Source organism: Allobosea vaviloviae (genome assembly GCF_001298265.1).
Lineage (GTDB): Bacteria > Pseudomonadota > Alphaproteobacteria > Rhizobiales > Beijerinckiaceae > Allobosea > Allobosea vaviloviae_B.
Genome location: NZ_LGSZ01000047.1, coordinates 107,506 through 122,116, shown reverse-complemented (window position 1 = coordinate 122,116; position 14,611 = coordinate 107,506). Strand labels below are relative to the sequence as shown.

General features: G+C 67.9%; 14 protein-coding genes, 1 pseudogene and 1 riboswitch. Of the genes and pseudogenes, 6 read left to right on the top strand and 9 right to left on the bottom strand.

From position 1 onward, the window contains the following. Positions 1-11: 11 nt before the first annotated feature. Both AE618_RS15495 and AE618_RS15490 read right to left on the bottom strand, forming a co-directional pair. The gene (locus AE618_RS15495) at positions 12-278 is read right to left on the bottom strand and encodes a hypothetical protein (protein WP_054209967.1); all 267 of its coding nucleotides are present in this window, start codon (positions 276-278) and stop codon (positions 12-14) included. Positions 279-357: 79 nt separating this feature from the next. After that, complete coding sequence (locus tag AE618_RS15490) at positions 358-567, bottom strand: hypothetical protein (protein WP_054209966.1); 210 nt, start codon at positions 565-567, stop codon at positions 358-360. 124 nt (positions 568-691) lie between these two features. Beyond that, a riboswitch (TPP riboswitch) is annotated at positions 692-818 on the top strand. A gap of 103 nt (positions 819-921) precedes the next feature. Here AE618_RS15490 and AE618_RS15485 point away from each other — a divergent pair. The 6 genes from AE618_RS15485 to AE618_RS15460 all read left to right on the top strand — a co-directional run bounded on the left by AE618_RS15485 (position 922) and on the right by AE618_RS15460 (position 7,002). Then, the gene (locus AE618_RS15485) at positions 922-2,001 is read left to right on the top strand and encodes a hypothetical protein (RefSeq protein ID WP_197280800.1); all 1,080 of its coding nucleotides are present in this window, start codon (positions 922-924) and stop codon (positions 1,999-2,001) included. 2 nt (positions 2,002-2,003) lie between these two features. Continuing rightward, positions 2,004-3,455 carry an acyl-CoA reductase gene (locus AE618_RS15480; protein WP_054209964.1) on the top strand — a complete coding sequence of 484 codons (1,452 nt, stop codon included), beginning with the start codon at positions 2,004-2,006 and terminating at the stop codon, positions 3,453-3,455. After that, complete coding sequence (locus tag AE618_RS15475; protein ID WP_197280799.1) at positions 3,445-4,209, top strand: ABC transporter ATP-binding protein; 765 nt, start codon at positions 3,445-3,447, stop codon at positions 4,207-4,209. The genes AE618_RS15480 and AE618_RS15475 overlap by 11 nt, the downstream gene beginning before the upstream one ends. Continuing rightward, positions 4,206-4,955 (top strand): ABC transporter permease, encoded by a 750-nt coding sequence (locus AE618_RS15470; RefSeq protein ID WP_054209963.1) that lies wholly within the window; start codon positions 4,206-4,208, stop codon positions 4,953-4,955. Before AE618_RS15475 ends, AE618_RS15470 begins: the two co-directional genes overlap by 4 nt. A 153-nt stretch (positions 4,956-5,108) precedes the next feature. Beyond that, positions 5,109-6,068, top strand: a complete 960-nt coding sequence (locus AE618_RS15465) for an ABC transporter substrate-binding protein (RefSeq protein ID WP_054209962.1) — start codon at positions 5,109-5,111, stop codon at positions 6,066-6,068. A gap of 166 nt (positions 6,069-6,234) precedes the next feature. After that, positions 6,235-7,002 carry a 3-oxoacyl-ACP reductase gene (locus tag AE618_RS15460; protein ID WP_054209961.1) on the top strand — a complete coding sequence of 256 codons (768 nt, stop codon included), beginning with the start codon at positions 6,235-6,237 and terminating at the stop codon, positions 7,000-7,002. On the opposite strand, the gene AE618_RS15455 is transcribed toward AE618_RS15460, so the two are convergent. The 7 genes and pseudogenes from AE618_RS15455 to AE618_RS15425 form a co-directional block, all read right to left on the bottom strand. Further along, the gene (locus AE618_RS15455; protein WP_054209960.1) at positions 6,999-9,350 is read right to left on the bottom strand and encodes a xanthine dehydrogenase family protein molybdopterin-binding subunit; all 2,352 of its coding nucleotides are present in this window, start codon (positions 9,348-9,350) and stop codon (positions 6,999-7,001) included. The genes AE618_RS15460 and AE618_RS15455 overlap by 4 nt on opposite strands. Positions 9,351-9,520: 170 nt before the next feature. Next, positions 9,521-9,942: pseudogene (locus AE618_RS15450) on the bottom strand (type II toxin-antitoxin system VapC family toxin). After that, on the bottom strand, positions 9,939-10,187 hold the full coding sequence (locus tag AE618_RS15445; RefSeq protein ID WP_054209959.1) for a FitA-like ribbon-helix-helix domain-containing protein: 249 nt from the start codon (positions 10,185-10,187) through the stop codon (positions 9,939-9,941). The pseudogene AE618_RS15450 and the gene AE618_RS15445 overlap by 4 nt, the downstream one beginning before the upstream one ends. A 90-nt stretch (positions 10,188-10,277) precedes the next feature. Further along, positions 10,278-11,903, bottom strand: a complete 1,626-nt coding sequence (gene pgi, locus AE618_RS15440; protein ID WP_054209958.1) for a glucose-6-phosphate isomerase — start codon at positions 11,901-11,903, stop codon at positions 10,278-10,280. Positions 11,904-12,036: 133 nt separating this feature from the next. Beyond that, the gene (locus AE618_RS15435; RefSeq protein WP_054209957.1) at positions 12,037-12,792 is read right to left on the bottom strand and encodes a transporter substrate-binding domain-containing protein; all 756 of its coding nucleotides are present in this window, start codon (positions 12,790-12,792) and stop codon (positions 12,037-12,039) included. A gap of 43 nt (positions 12,793-12,835) precedes the next feature. Continuing rightward, positions 12,836-13,360 carry an RNA pyrophosphohydrolase gene (locus AE618_RS15430; protein WP_054209956.1) on the bottom strand — a complete coding sequence of 175 codons (525 nt, stop codon included), beginning with the start codon at positions 13,358-13,360 and terminating at the stop codon, positions 12,836-12,838. Further along, a complete protein-coding gene (locus AE618_RS15425; protein ID WP_054210097.1) occupies positions 13,357-14,574 on the bottom strand; it encodes a divergent polysaccharide deacetylase family protein in 1,218 nt (405 codons plus the stop codon). Before AE618_RS15425 ends, AE618_RS15430 begins: the two co-directional genes overlap by 4 nt. Positions 14,575-14,611: the final 37 nt, after the last annotated feature.

Below are 14,611 nucleotides of genomic sequence, written 5' to 3'. Positions count from 1 at the left end.
GCCGGGCGCTGTCAGACCTTCGGCGGAAGCGACCCGCGATCGAAGACGGGGATCGTGTCAGCCCGGCCCTCGGGGCGCTGGCCGGTCGGGATATCCTCCGCGGCGTGACGGACAGCCTCCTGCGATTCCGTCAGCCCGTCATTGGTGTCGTTGGCATCGCTGCCTTCGTCGTGGACATTGGTGCGCAGGCTCGTCTGATGGGCGGCGCCGTCGGCCTCGGCGATACGGCCGGTATCATCTTCGACGGGCGAGGTGGCGTTCTCGCGATTGGGGTCCATCGGTCTTCTCCTTACGATTGATCGAGGGGTGCCGGGATAGCGCCAGCGCGACGCGGGCACGTGTGAGAGGCAAGCGCGATCAGTGCGCCGGCGCGTCGGCGGCGTGCGTGCCGGGTCCGGTGCCGTGCTCCTGCTCCCATGCGCGGACAGCAGCGGACAGGCCGGCCGCCTCGATCGTTTCGGGCGTGCCGACCGGCAGGACGCTGGCGGCGCGGATCTGCGCCAGGGCCTCCTGATATTCGTCCTCGCTGGCAATCACGACCAGAGGTGCGTCCTGCGGGAGTTCCATGTTTCGTTTCCTTGCGTGGTTCGCTTCGACAACGCGCGTCGCCGCCGCAATGTTTCATCCCTGGCGCCATGGCGGCTGTTCGGCCGCCATTCTTGACATCGCCGCATGCGCGCCGTCATGCTGGCCGCGTTCCAAGGGGGGCCTCGCTAGGAGGCTGAGATTCCGCCGGTTCGGGTCCTATCCGGACGACGCGGTGACCCTCCGAACCTGATCCGGTTCATACCGGCGTAGGGATGCGGGACATCGGGCGGATCGCCGCTCCTTTTCCAGGCTCGCGCCGAAGGCCGGATTCTCAAGGCCCCGTGCAAGGCATGTCGCCGGACCATGGTGTCCCGTGGGAAGGCATGGCTGGACGTGACGGAAGCTGAGATCATCGAGGCGCTGCTCGCCTTCATCGACCGCGACGAGGCGAGCGAGGCCGAGTTCGAGCGGATGGCGCTCGACGTTTTCGCCTACCAGTTCGCCAACAACCCCCCCTATCGGCGCTTCGCCATCCAGCGCGGGCGCACCACGCTCACGGTCCGCGACTGGCGCGACATTCCGGCCGTGCCGATCACCGCCTTCAAGGATATGACGCTGAGCTGCACTCCGCCGGAGAGGGCACAGCGCGTCTTCATGACGAGCGGGACGACGCAAGGCGGAGTCCGGGGCAAGAGCCATCACCCGACGCTGGCCGTCTGGGACCGCTCGATGCTGGTGAATTTTCGAGCGCGCTTCATGCGGGGGCTGGAGCGGATTGAGATGGGCATTCTCTTCCCCGACGAGGAGGCGATGCCGAACTCGTCCCTGGCGCATTATCTCGCGCTGGCGAAGCAGGAGTGCGGAACGGCCGACAGCGAAGGCTTCATCGGCGCGGATGGCCTCGATCTCGCCCGGCTGACCGCTGCGCTAGAGCGGGCGCAGGCCTCCGGGCGCCCCTATGCGCTGCTCGGCGCCAGCTACAGCTTCGTGCATCTGCTGGATGCGCTGGCGGCGCAGGGGCGCCGCTTTGCCCTGCCGAAGGGCAGCCGCATCCTCGATACCGGCGGCTTCAAGGGGCAGTCGCGCGAGATGGGGGCGGATGCCTTCTATGATGCGCTCTCGGCCGCACTCGGCGTAGACCGCAGCGCCTGCATCAACATGTACGGGATGACCGAGCTCAGCACGCAGTTCTACGACGACGGCAACGCGATCTGCCCGCCAGTGAAATCCGGGCCGCACTGGATCCGCAGCCGGGTCGTCGATCCCGTCAGCGGGCGCGACCTACCGGAGGGGTCCACCGGCGTGCTGGTGCATCACGACCTCGCCCATTTCAACTGCGTCTCGGCGATCCTGACCGAGGATGCCGGGATCATGGTCGAGGGCGGCTTCAAGCTGCTCGGGCGGGTGGATGGCGCCGATTCCAAGGGCTGCTCGCTCGCTGTCGCGGAGTTCCTCAAGGCGGCGCGGGGTTAGCCGTGCGCGAGGTCGCCGGGCATCTGCCAGGGCTGTCGGCCGAGGAGGTCGAATGGCGCGTGCTCGACTTCGCCGCCTGGGGCGAGAGCGTGCAGGTGTCGGTGCCGGTGCTCAGCGAGGCGCAAGCGCTCGCGCTGGCCGCTCGCGTCCGGGAGAATGCGCGGGCCTATCTCAAGACGCTGTCCGTGGCGCAGATCGTCGCGACCCTCGACAAGGCGGTGGCGCGGCTGCTCGACCGTGACGATCCCTGGCGCCGCAAGGCGGAGGCCGTGCTGCCGATCGTGACAGGATACGATGCCGAGACGGTGCGCCTCGGATTGTCGGGCTATCTCAGGACGTTTCGGGCGCCGCAATTGCAGCGCTTCCTCGCCGAGGATTTCGCCAATCCCGGCGTTCTCGATGCCTTCCAGCCGGCGATGAAGGGTGGCTTCACGCGCGCCCATGGGCCGGAGCTGCTGTTGCATGTCTGGGCCGGCAATGTGCCGGGGTTGCCGCTGTGGAGCCTGATGTCGGGGCTGCTGGTCAAGGCGGGAACGGTCGGCAAGGTCGCCAGCGCCGAGCCGCTTCTGGCCGGCTGGTTTGCGAAGGTTTTGGCCGAGATCGACCCGAAGCTGGGCGAGTGCCTCGCGGTCGTGTGGTGGAAGGGCGGCGACGCCGAGCACGAACGGGTCTGGCTGTCGCAGGCGGACACGATCGTCGCCTTTGGCGGGAATGCGGCGCTCGCGGCACTCCGGGATCGCGTGCCGGTGACGGCGCGCTTCCTGTCCCATGGCCACAAGATCGGCTTCGGGCTGGTCTCGGCGGCGGCGCTCGACACACGCCGGGCCGGGCCATTGGCGCGGCTCGTCGCCCATGACGTGGCGCGCTACGAGCAGCAGGGCTGCTACTCGCCGCAGATGCTGTTCGTCGCGCGCGGCGGCAGGCTCTCGCCACGCGACTTTGCCGAACAGGTCTCGCGCGAGTTGGCGGGCTTCGCGCGCCGGCATCCGCGCCGAGCGCTGTCGGTGGCGGAGGCGGCCGGCGTCGCGTCCTGGCGGACTACCGAGGAGATGCGCGCCTTCGATGGGGAGGGCCCGGTCGTGTTCGGCGACGCCGCCGATCCCTGGAGCGTCGTGCTCGTCGAAGAGGCGCAGCCGCTGGCGCCGAGCGGGCTGAACCGCACGCTCAAGATCGTCGCCGTGGACAGTCTCGATGCGGTCATCCCGCTGATCGCGCCGTTTAGGGCGTTCCTCCAGAGCGCAGCCGTCGCGGCCGCGCCCGAGGAGCTGTTCCGCGTCGCGGCGCTGCTGGGCGAGGCCGGCGTGACGCGGATCTGCGCCTTCGGGCGGATGACTGCGCCCGAGGCCGGCTGGCACAATGACGGACGGTTCAACCTGCTCGACCTCGTCACCATCACCGAGATCGAGCAATCGGCGGAACTCGCCGCCGAAGGCTTCGCCGATTATGTCGATTGAGCCGGGGACGGATGGCTTCGTCGTCATCGACGAGGCGAGCTTTCGCTATGGAGCGGAGCCGCCGATCGTTGATCGCGTCGACTGGGCGATCCCGCGCGGCGCCTTCCATTGCCTGGTCGGCCGCAGCGGCAGTGGCAAGACCACCTTGCTCAAGCTGGCGGCGGGGCTGCTGGCGCCGGACCAAGGCAGCGTGCGCATTGACGGCGTCGCGCTGACCGGGCCGGTTTCGCGCATCGGCTTCGTCTTCCAGCAGCCGACACTGCTAGACTGGCTCAGCGTCCTCGACAATGTGCTGCTGCCAGTGTCGCTGAAGCGCCGCCCCACCGCGCAGGATCGCGACGAGGCCCGCGCCCTGCTGGACCGGGTCGGGCTCGGCGCCTATGGCGAGCGGCATCCCGGGCAGCTTTCGGGCGGGCAGCAGAGCCGGGTCGCGGTCGCCCGCGCGCTGATCACAGAGCCGGATCTGCTGCTGCTCGACGAGCCTTTCGCGGCGCTCGATGCGCTGACGCGCGAGGAACTGCAGGACGACCTGCTGGCGCTGTGTGCGCTGCATGCGACGACCGTGCTCTTCGTCACCCACGACATCACGGAGGCCGTCTATCTCGCCGACCGCGTCGCGATCATGGCGTCCGGCAGGCTGCATCACGACCTCCCCATCGATCTGCCGCGTCCGCGCCGCCGGGAGATGCGCTACGCCCAGCCGTTCAATGCGCTCTGCCTGGCGTTGCGGCAGGCGATGGACGAAGCGCCATGAAAACGCGCCTCGCCTCGGCTTTGCTGTTGGTCGCCCTGCTCGCCGCATGGGAGGCCTGGTGCCGGCTCAGCGGCGTGCCGGCGCTGATCGTGCCGGCGCCGTCGGCCGTGTTCGCGACCTTGTGGAGCGAGATCGCCACGGGGCGCCTCTGGCCGCATCTGCGGCTCACCGCGACCGAAATGGCGCTGGGGCTGGCGCTCGGCTGCGCGGTTGGGCTCGGGACCGGCGTTCTGCTGGCTGAAGCCAGCTTCCTGCGCCGCCTCCTGCACCCCTACATCGTCGCCAGCCAGGTCGTCCCCAAGCTCGCTTTAGGCCCGCTCTTCATCGTCTGGTTCGGCTTCGGCATGACGCCGACCGTGGTGATCACCGCGCTGATCTGTTTTTTCCCGCTGATGGAGAACACGCTGACGGGGCTCGCCCAGGTCGATCCGTCCCGGCGCGAGCTTTTTCGCATGCTCGGTGCGGGCCGGCTCCAGACGCTGCTGCGGCTGACGCTGCCCAGCGCGCTGCCGGTCATCCTCGCCGGGTTTCGCGTCGCGGTCGTTCTGGCGCTGGTGGGCGCCGTCGTCGGCGAGTTCATCGGCGGCCGGGCCGGGCTCGGCGCCTCGATCATCGCCGCCCAGAGCGTGATGGATTCGAGCCTGATGTTCGCCCTCTTCATCGTGATCACGCTGCTCGGCATGGTCTTCTATCAGGCCGCGCTCCTGGCCGAGCGGCTGCTGCTGCGCCACCATCTGAAAGGGTAAGCCATGATTGCCAGAGGCCGGTTCGTTCCCCCGAGCCCTCATCCTGAGGAGGCCCGCAGGGCCGTCTCGAAGGATGGTTCAGTAGGCGCCAGAGCCATCTGGAGCATCCTTCGAGACGCCGCTTCGCGGCTCCTCAGGATGAGGGCTGAGTGGATGGCTGTCGCTCTGATGACGGTCGCCTCCAGCTTCGGTTCCGCCCATGCCCAACCCCTCGACAAGGTCACGGTCGCGGGCTGGAGCCAGCCGATCAGCGAGATCACCAATCTGCTGGCCGAGCCCGACAAGGGCTTCTTCAAGGCAAAAGGCATCGATCTCGGTTACGTGCCCGGCACCGGCGGCGGCTCGGCGATCCAGACCATGCTGACCGGCCAGGCCGACATCGCCTTCACCGACCCGGCCGCGCTGTATCTGGCGCTCGACAAGGGCGAGAAGCTGGTCGCGATCTACAACATCTATCCGCAGAACGTGTTCAACGTCGTCGCGCCCAAGGCCAAGGGCATCAAGGGGCCGGCCGATCTCAAGGGCAAGCGCATCGGCGTCTACTCGCTGTCGAGCGGCACGCGGCAGAACCTGCAGGTGCTGCTGAACCAGGTCGGGCTGACCGAAAAGGACGCGACGATCGAGGTCACAGGCCTGCTCAACTTCGCCCCGCTGATCCAGGGACAGGTCGATGCGACCGCGGCGACCGATACCGGGCTCTTGGTGGCAAAGTCGAAGGGGCTGGCCGATTTCGACGTCATCGAGGTGAAGAACCATCTCAACCTGCCGAGCGACATCTTCGTCGTGACGCAGGCAACCTATGAGGCGAAGAAGCCGCTGCTGAAGCGCTTCCTCGAAGCCTATCGCGACAGCGCCGCCTGGATGATCGCCAAGCCCGAGGAGGCCGCCAAGGTCGCGGTGACGCGGGCGATCAACGGCCGCGACGAGGCGCTCAACCTCGAGATCATCAAGCTGCGCAACATCTCCACGGTGTCGCCAACGACGGCAGCGAAGGGTCTCGGCCATTTCGATCCGGAGCTGATGCAGAAGGGGGCCGACACCTTCCACAGGCTCGGGCTGATCGGGAAGCCGATCGATATCGGGCAGGTCGTGAAGTCGGATTTGATTCCGTGAGGACAAAGTTTCCCTTCAAGCGCGCCGTCGTCCCGGGCGGAGCGCAGCGCAGACCCGGGACCCATTCCGGAACGCTTCAGGCATGGATCCCGGGTCTCCCTTCGGTCGCCCGGGATGACGCGGCGGTTTTCATGCAAGGCTCGCGAACGCCGGTCGGACAGACATCATGAAATTCCGCGACAAAACCATCCTCGTCACCGGGGCGAGCCGGGGCATCGGCGCTGCGCTCGCAAAAGCCTTCGCCGCCGAGGGCGGGTTGGTGATCGTGAACTACAGGCGCAGCGAGGCGGCGGCGCAGGCGGTCGTCGAGGCCTGCCGGGCGGCGGGCGGGCAGGCGGTCGCTATCGCGGCCGATGTCACCGACCCGGAGGCGGTCGCAGCGATGATCGCTCGTATCGCCGAGGAGGCCGGCCGGCTCGATGCCGTCGTCAACAACGCATTCGCGCCCTATGTCTTTGACCCCGACGACCGGGCGCGTTTCTGGGAAACGCCGTGGTCGGCCTATCAGGCGCAAGTCGATGGGGCGCTGAAGGCGACCTACACTGTCTGCCAGGCCGTGCTGCCCTTGATGCGGCAGCGGGGCAGGGGCTCGATCGTCAACATGGCGACCGATCTCGTGGCGCGGCCGAGCATCGCCTATCACGACTACACGACGGCCAAGGCCGCGTTGATCGGCTTCAGCCGCAATCTCGCGACGGAACTCGGGCCGCTCGGCATCCGGGTGAACTGCGTCGCGCCGGGGCTGGTCTATCCGACCGATGCCAGCCGGGGAACGCGCGAGGCGGTCAAGGACATGCTGATCGCGCAGACCCCGCTGGGGCGGATCGCGACCCCGGAGGATGTGGCAGGCCCGGTGCTGTTCCTGGCCTCTGACTGGAGCGGCTTCGTCACCGGCCAGACACTGCATGTCGATGGCGGGTTGGTGATGAGCTAAGCGGTCTTCGCCTTTGCATCCCGGATTGCCCGCCAGACCTTTGCGGGCGTGGCGGGCATGTCGAGATGCGTCACGCCGAGCGGGCGCAGCGCGTCGAGCACCGCGTTCATCACGGTCTGCGGCGCGCCGATGCAGCCGGCCTGGCCCGAACCCTTGACGCCGAGCGGGTTGGCCTTGGTCGGAATCTCGACCATGGCGAGGTCGAAGAAGGGCAGGTCGTCCGCGCGCGGCATGGCGTAGTCCATGAAGGTCGCGCTGAGGAGCTGGCCGGAATCGGGGTCGTAAACGGCCTCCTCCAGCAGGGCCTGTCCAATGCCCTGGGCCAGCCCGCCATGGACCTGGCTTTCGGTCAGCAGCGGATTGACCAAGGTCCCGTAATCGTCGACCGCGACATAGCGTTCCAGCGAGATCGCGCCGGTCTCGGGATCGATCTCGACCTCGGCGACCTGCGCGCCATTGGGGAAGGTGATGATGTCGCAGACATTGTCGCCATGGCTTTCGACGCCTTGGCCGGTGCTGTCGAGGACATGCCGCGCCACGGCGAAGAGGTCGATCTCGCGGCTCACGCCGTCAGGCCCGGCAGCGGCATGGAAGCGACCGTTCTCGAAGGTGAGCCCTTCGGGCGTCACCTGCAGCAACTGCGCCGCGATCGGCTTTGCCTTGGCGATCAGATCGTCGGCCGCCATCACCAGCGCGGTGCCGCCGAGGTGGAGCGAGCGGGCGCCGCCATGGCCTCCGCCGCGTGGGACGCGGGTCGTGTCGGCCTGCACCAGATTGAAGGTCTCGACCGGCAGACCGAGTTTCGTCGACGCGACCTGGGCGAAGGAGGTCTCGTGGCCCTGGCCGTTGGACTGCGTGCCGACCGCCATGTCGATTGTGCCGTCGTCGCGCATGCGTAGCCAGGCTTCCTCATTGGGCTGGCCGCGCGAGGTCTCCAGAAAGCAGCCGATGCCGAAGCCGCGCAATTTGCCGCGCTTGCTTGCAGCGCGCTTGCGGTCCGGGAAGCCGGCCCGGTCTGCCGCCAGCAGAACCTGGTCGAGATTTTCTCCGAATGTGCCGCAGTCGATCGTCGTGCCGAAGGCGGATCGGTACGGGAATGTCCGGATAAAGTTGCGCTGGCGCAGTTTCGCCGGATCGATCCGCAATTGATGCGCCCCCTTCTCGACCAGGCGTTCGATCAGGTAGTTCGCCTCCGGCTTTCCGGCACCGCGATAGGCGTCGATGGGCGCCGTGTTGGTGAAGACGCCGCGCACATCCATCGTCATCGCGGGGATGTCGTAGAGCCCGCCCATGGCGGCGGCCGGCGCATTGGTCGCGCTGCCCGGCCCGAGCGAGGAGACATAGGCGCCGAGATTGCCGATCGTCTCGACGGCGAGCGCGAGAAAGCGTCCCTTCCTGTCGAGCGCAAGCCTGGCGGTGCTGAGATTGTCGCGGCTGTGAATGCCGCCGGTGAAATCCTCGATGCGCTCGGCGCTCCAGCGCACCGGCCGGTCGAGCTTGCGCGCCGCCCAGAGCACCAGCGCATGTTCGGGATAGGTGACGTTCTTCATGCCGAAGCCGCCGCCGACATCTGGGCAGGAGACCTGAATCCTGTCCAGCGGCAGGCCGAAGACGCCCTCCGCCAGTTCGCGGCGGATGGCGTGGACCGAGGCGCCGCTGATCTCGAGATGGTAGACGCCGGTACCTGCGTCGAAGCGCCCAACCGCGATGCGCGGTTCGAGAGCGGCAGCGACGATGCGGTTGTTGACGAGATCGCAGGTGACGATATGGGCCGCTTTCGCAAAAGCCTTCTCGACGGCGGCCGCATCGCCCCGATGGAAGCGGAAGGCGAGGTTGCCCGGCGCCTGCGGCCAGATCTGCGCCGCGTCGGGCTCGGGCGCGTGACGCAGCTCGGTGACCGAGGGCAGGATGTCGTAATCAACCGCGATATGCTCGCAGGCCTCGCGTGCCAGCGCCGCGCTGTCGGCGACGACGAAGGCGACGGGATCGCCGACATGGCGGACCCGCCCCGCTGCCAGCGGCAGGCGCGGCGGCACGATCAGCGGCTCGACGGTAGCGACCGTGATCGAGGTCGGCAGCGGGCCCAGGCCGTCGAGGTCGGCCGAGGTGAAGACGCCGCGCACGCCGGGCAGGGCTGCGGCGGCGCTGACGTCGATCGAGACAATCGTGGCATGGGCATGTGGCGAGCGCAGCACGGCAGCGGAGAGTTCGCCCGTGACGAGCCGGTCGTCGAGGTAATCGCCTTGTCCGGTCAGGAAGCGCTGGTCCTCACGACGGCGGAGCGAACGGGAATCGTCTGGTGGCGATGTGAGCCGGGAGGAATCCAAAGCGGTCAGGCCGTCACTCATATCGATTTATTCTCACCTGAGGGCCTTGCGGGATGTCGTTGCCGAAGCAAGCGCGGGTGCAGCGCATCGCTGGTCAGCCCGTGCTGCGTTGCATAGCGCATGCCGATGCCGGCGGGCACCACGGATCAAACCAGATCTCCGTTGACAGCCGGTCGTTCCGAGCCTGGCCTCTACGCCGCGAAGTGCCATGGATTGAGGACGGTCAGGCCAATCCCGGCGAAATCGGCCACGTTCCGCGTGGCAAGGGCGGCGCCGCGCGACAGCGCTATCGCTGCGATCTGTGCATCGAACTGGCTGATCGGCTGGCCTGCCGGCGAGCGGCGGCGATGCCTGCATAGATATCGGCGGCCTGCGGATCGAAGGACAGGACGCGGTCTTCAAAATCCTCGGCGAATATCGGTCGGATCGCCGCCTCGAGCTCGGCCCGGCGTTTTCCGTCCGGGAGAAGGCGGAGCCCGTAAAGGATTTCCGCCTGCGTGATCGCCGTCGTGAAGATCGACGGCGGCGGCTGCGCGGCCAGCCATGCCTCGACGGAGGCGTTCGGCGCCGCTGTCAGCATTTCGGATATCACATTGGTGTCGAGGACGATCATCCGCCGAAATCGACGGGTTCACGGATGGGCTCGCGAGGGGGCAGGTCCAATTGCACCCCGCCGCTCTGCGCCATGCGCGCGCGGATCGCCGCGACCAAATTGTGCGAGGGGCGCTTTTCGGTCGAAAGCGCCGCGCGCAGGATGTCGCGGGCCTCGTCTTCCATGGAGCGACCATGCGAAGCCGCCCGCATCCGCAGGCGTGTCTTCAACTGGTCATCGATGTTGCGGATCGTCATGCTCGCCATCGCCACGCTCCGTCATCACTGATGGCAAATTAAGCAGTGATTGCATGTGAGACAAGCGGCGGGCCGGTTCGACCCGCTGCGCGACGCGTCTCAGCCCTTGCCAGTGAGATAGCCCGCAAGCCCGGCGGTCGAAGAATCATGCGCGTCAGCGGGTGCCTTGCCCTCGATGACCGGCAGCAGGGCCGTGGCGAGTTCCTTGCCGAGCTCGACGCCCCATTGGTCGAAGGCGTTGATGCCCCAGATGGCGGCCTCGACGAAGACGCGGTGTTCGTAGAGCGCGATGATGCGCCCGAGCGTGAAGGGGTCGAGCTTGCGATAGGCGATCGTCACGGAGGGGCGGTTGCCGGGGAAGACCTTGTGGGGAGCCAGCGCGTCGATCGCATCCGGTGCCATGCCCTGCCTTGCCAGGATCTCCCGCGCTTCCTCGAGCGTGCGCCCCTTCATCAGCGCCTCGCTCTGGGCGAGGCAGTTGGCCAGCAGCAGCTGATGGTGCCGGGCCAGGTCCGGCTCATGTCCCTCGGCCGCGACCAGGAATTCGCAGGGGATCGTGTCGGTGCCCTGATGGATGAGCTGGTAGAAGGCGTGCTGGCCGTTGGTGCCGGGTTCACCCCAGACCAGCGGGCCGGTCGGTCGCGTGACCGGTGAGCCGTCCTTGCGGACGCGCTTGCCGTTCGATTCCATGTCGAGCTGCTGAAGATAGGCCGGCAGGCGCAGCAGGCGCTGGTCGTAAGGCAGGATGGCGCGGGCCGGGTATTCGCAAACGTCGCGGTGCCAGATGCCGACGAGTCCGAGCAGAACGGGCAGGTTCTGCGCCAGCGGCGCGGTGCGGAAATGCTCGTCGAGCGCATGGGCGCCGGCGAGAAAGCTGCGGAAATTCGCAGGCCCGATCGCGATCATGACCGGCAGGCCGATCGCGGACCAGACGGAGTAGCGGCCGCCGACCCAGTCCCAGAAGCCGAAGATGCGGTCGGGCGCGATGCCGAAGGCGCCGACCTTGTCGAGCGCCGTCGAGACCGCGGCGAAATGGGAGCCTACCGCCGCCTCGCCGAGCACGCCTGCGATCCAGCGCCGGGCGGTCGCCGCATTGGTCATGGTCTCGACTGTGGTGAAAGTCTTGGAGGCGACGATCACCAGGGTGCGCGCCGGATCGAGCGTCTTCAGCGTGTCAGCGATATGGGCGCCGTCGACATTGGACACGTAATGCAGGCGCGGGCCGTCGTGATAGGGCGCCAGCGCCAGCGTCGCCATGACCGGGCCGAGATCGGAGCCGCCGATGCCGATATTGATCACGTCGGTGAACGGGGCGCCGTCGGAGGATGCGATCGAACCGCTGCGGATGCCGTCGGCAAAGGCCGAGAGCTTGTCCAGCATGGCATGGACCTCCGGCATCACATCGGCGCCGTCGACCATGACGCGACTGCCGGCCGGGGCGCGGAGCGCGGTATGGAGCACGGCGCGCTTTTCGGTGGTGTTGATCGCCTCGCCTGCAAACATCGCATCGCGCTGGCCCGCAACATCGGCCGCTTGCGCCAGTTCGAGCAGCAGCGCCATCGTGTCAGAGGTAACGCCGGTCTTCGAATAGTCGAGCAGGAGATCGTCGGATCGGGCTGAGAACCTGTCGAAGCGGGCGGCATCGTCGCTGAAAAGCGTGCGCAGATGGCGCGTTTTCGTCGCAGCGCGATGGTCGGCGAGCTGCGCCCAAATCTCGTCCTGCACGATGAAGCTCCTGTTTCATGCCATGGGCCACGGTCATGGCCGCTCCGGCAACCCGTCGAGCGGGGCGCCGGTTCCAGGTCGGTCTGCGGAAGGGTGGTCCGAGGGGCGCCGCGAATCAACCCCGTCGCACGCTTCAGGCGACGCTGAGGCCTGCAACGCCATGCCTGGCGATCAGTTCGCCGACGAAGCCGGAGGCCTTGGCGGTTTCGACGAAGCGGGTGAGCCAGGCCAAAGCGGCATCGGTCTGGGAATCGCCGGTTCGCGCGATGCCGATGGCCTGCTGCACGGTCATGAAGCGGCCATCGAGGATGCGGGCGCCGGGCAATTGCACGACATCGGTGATCAGCCGGGCGCGCAGGCCTGCGAGCGCGTCCAGCTTCCTGTCGCGGAAATCGGCCAGGGTCTCGTCCATGGTGGTGGAGCGGATCAGCTCGGCGCGGCTGATATTGCGGTCGAGCCAGAGGCCATAGGCGGTCTTGGCGGTGACGGCGATCCGCACGCCCGGGGCATCGACGTCGGCGATGCTGGTCAGGTTGGAGCCCGCTGGCACGAGATAGGTCGCCTCGATGGCGGCATAGGCCGTGGTGAAGGCGATCGTCTCGGCGCGCTGGGGCTCGGCGCCGATCAGGCCGATGTCCCATTCGCCGCGCGTCGCCGCATCGGCGAGCAGGGCCGGGGAAGCGTAGGGCACATAAAGCAGCGCCACGCCGAGCCGGTCGGCGATGGCGCGCGCCATGTCGGGCGAAACGCCGGCGGGGCCACCATCGGACGTGCGGGACGAGACCAGCAGGAAGTTCGACAGGTTGATGCCAGCGCGCAACGTGCCGCCGGGCGCGAGGCGTTCGCGCAGGGCCGGTGAGACCGGTTCGAGATCGTCGTCAGACCGCATGAAGGCTTCCTTGATGTCGGCTTACCGGGTCGTGCGCGCCGGATCAGCCCCTTGCGAAGGGGGCGAAGAGCGCCGCGACTTCGCGATAGACGCCCTGCTTGAAGGGAATGATCAGCGAGGGCGTCGCGTCGAGGCGTTCCCAACGCCAGGCGTCGAATTCGGCCTTGTGGCCTCCGGCCGGCGTGTCGATGTCGATCTCGCTGTCGGGACCGCTCATGCGGAAGGCGAACCATTTCTGCGACTGCCCGCGCCAGCGGCCCTTCCAGGCCTCCTTGCCGATATCGACCGGCAATTCATAGGTCAGCCAGCCCGGCGCCTCCGCCAGCAGCGTGACGGAGGTGACGTTGGTCTCTTCCTGCAGTTCGCGCGTGGCTGCCTGCAGGGGAGCCTCGCCCTTGTCGATGCCGCCCTGTGGCATCTGCCAGCTATGCTGGTCGTCGACATGCTCGCGCTGGGATTTGTTGGCGCGCCGGCCGATGAAGACCAGGCCTTGCGCATTGAACAGCGCCAATCCGACGCAGGGGCGATAGCCGTCCGGCGCCGTGTCGGTCATCACGGTCTTGGTCATCGCAGCGATCCGGTGGTTTTGGGGTTGCGCAGGCCGCGCGCCGCACTCATCGGCACGAGTGCCAGGCCCTTGCCTTCGAGCGACTGCGCCCAGCGCGCGATCCGCTCGATCGAGACGGGCAGGGCGCTGGCGCTGGCGACCGCCACGCCCTGGTCGCGCGCCATCGCCTCGAGCGCTGCCAGCTCCTTGTCGATGGCATCGGGGCGGGCCACGCTGTCGAGGACGCGATCGACTTTCATCGTGGGGATCTGCGCGCGGGTGGCGGAGGAGGCGAGCAGGCTGCGCGAGGACGAGCCGTCATCGACCACCATCAGCCCGCGGCCGGCGAGTTCGCGCAGGATCGGGGAGAGCGCGGCCTCATCGGAAGTCAGGCGCCCTCCGAGGAAATTGACGATGCCGACATAGCCGGTGAAACGGCCGAGCACCCAATTCAGCCGGTCGATGTTGTCGGCCGATTTGGGACCGGTCAGCAGGGTGTGAGGTCCGGGATCGTTGTCGGGATAGTCGAACGGCTCCATCGGCAACTGGAGGAAGACCTCGTGGCCTTCGCTGCGCGCGCGTTGGACGGTGCGTTCCAGCTCGGCGCCATAGGGAGCGAAGGCGAGCGACACGGCACCGGGCAGCCGCGCGATCGCGTCCGCGGTGCCGCTCTGGCTGATGCCGAGGCCACCGACCAGGATGGCGATGCGCCCGCCGATCTTGCCGGTGGGTGGGGGACCGGCCGGACGCGCATAGATCTGTGCCGGCGTCGATCCGTCTGGGCCTATCTTGGGCAGCAGTCCGTAGCGGGTGCGCTCGACCAGCCGGCTGTCGGGGGCGGGGGCCAGCCTGACGGTTGCGTCGCTGTCGGGGATGGTGATGACGATGGCGCCGGGCACTTCGGCGCCGGGCCGCACGACATGGACGCCCGATTCGGTTTCGAGCTGTCGGGCGCTCGACTGGCCGCGCGCGACCTGCGTCGTGTCTGGCTGGGCCGCGCCAGGCTGGGAGATCGTCGGCGCGGGCTGGATCGGGGCGGCGCGCTTCTCGATCCGGGCGATCGCCATCGGCTGGCCGCCGTCGGGATCGCGGCGAATAGCGACGATCAGGGCGATCGACGCCCAAGCCAGACCGACCACGCCTGCGAGCGACAAGGCGAGCCAGCGTCCCCAGGGCTTGCCAGGGGGGGCGGCACGATCCTGGCCCAGTGGCCGGTTGAGCTCAGTGAGCGGCATTTCGGCCAAGCGAAGCCGTCCTCAAGCTTGCGAAGCG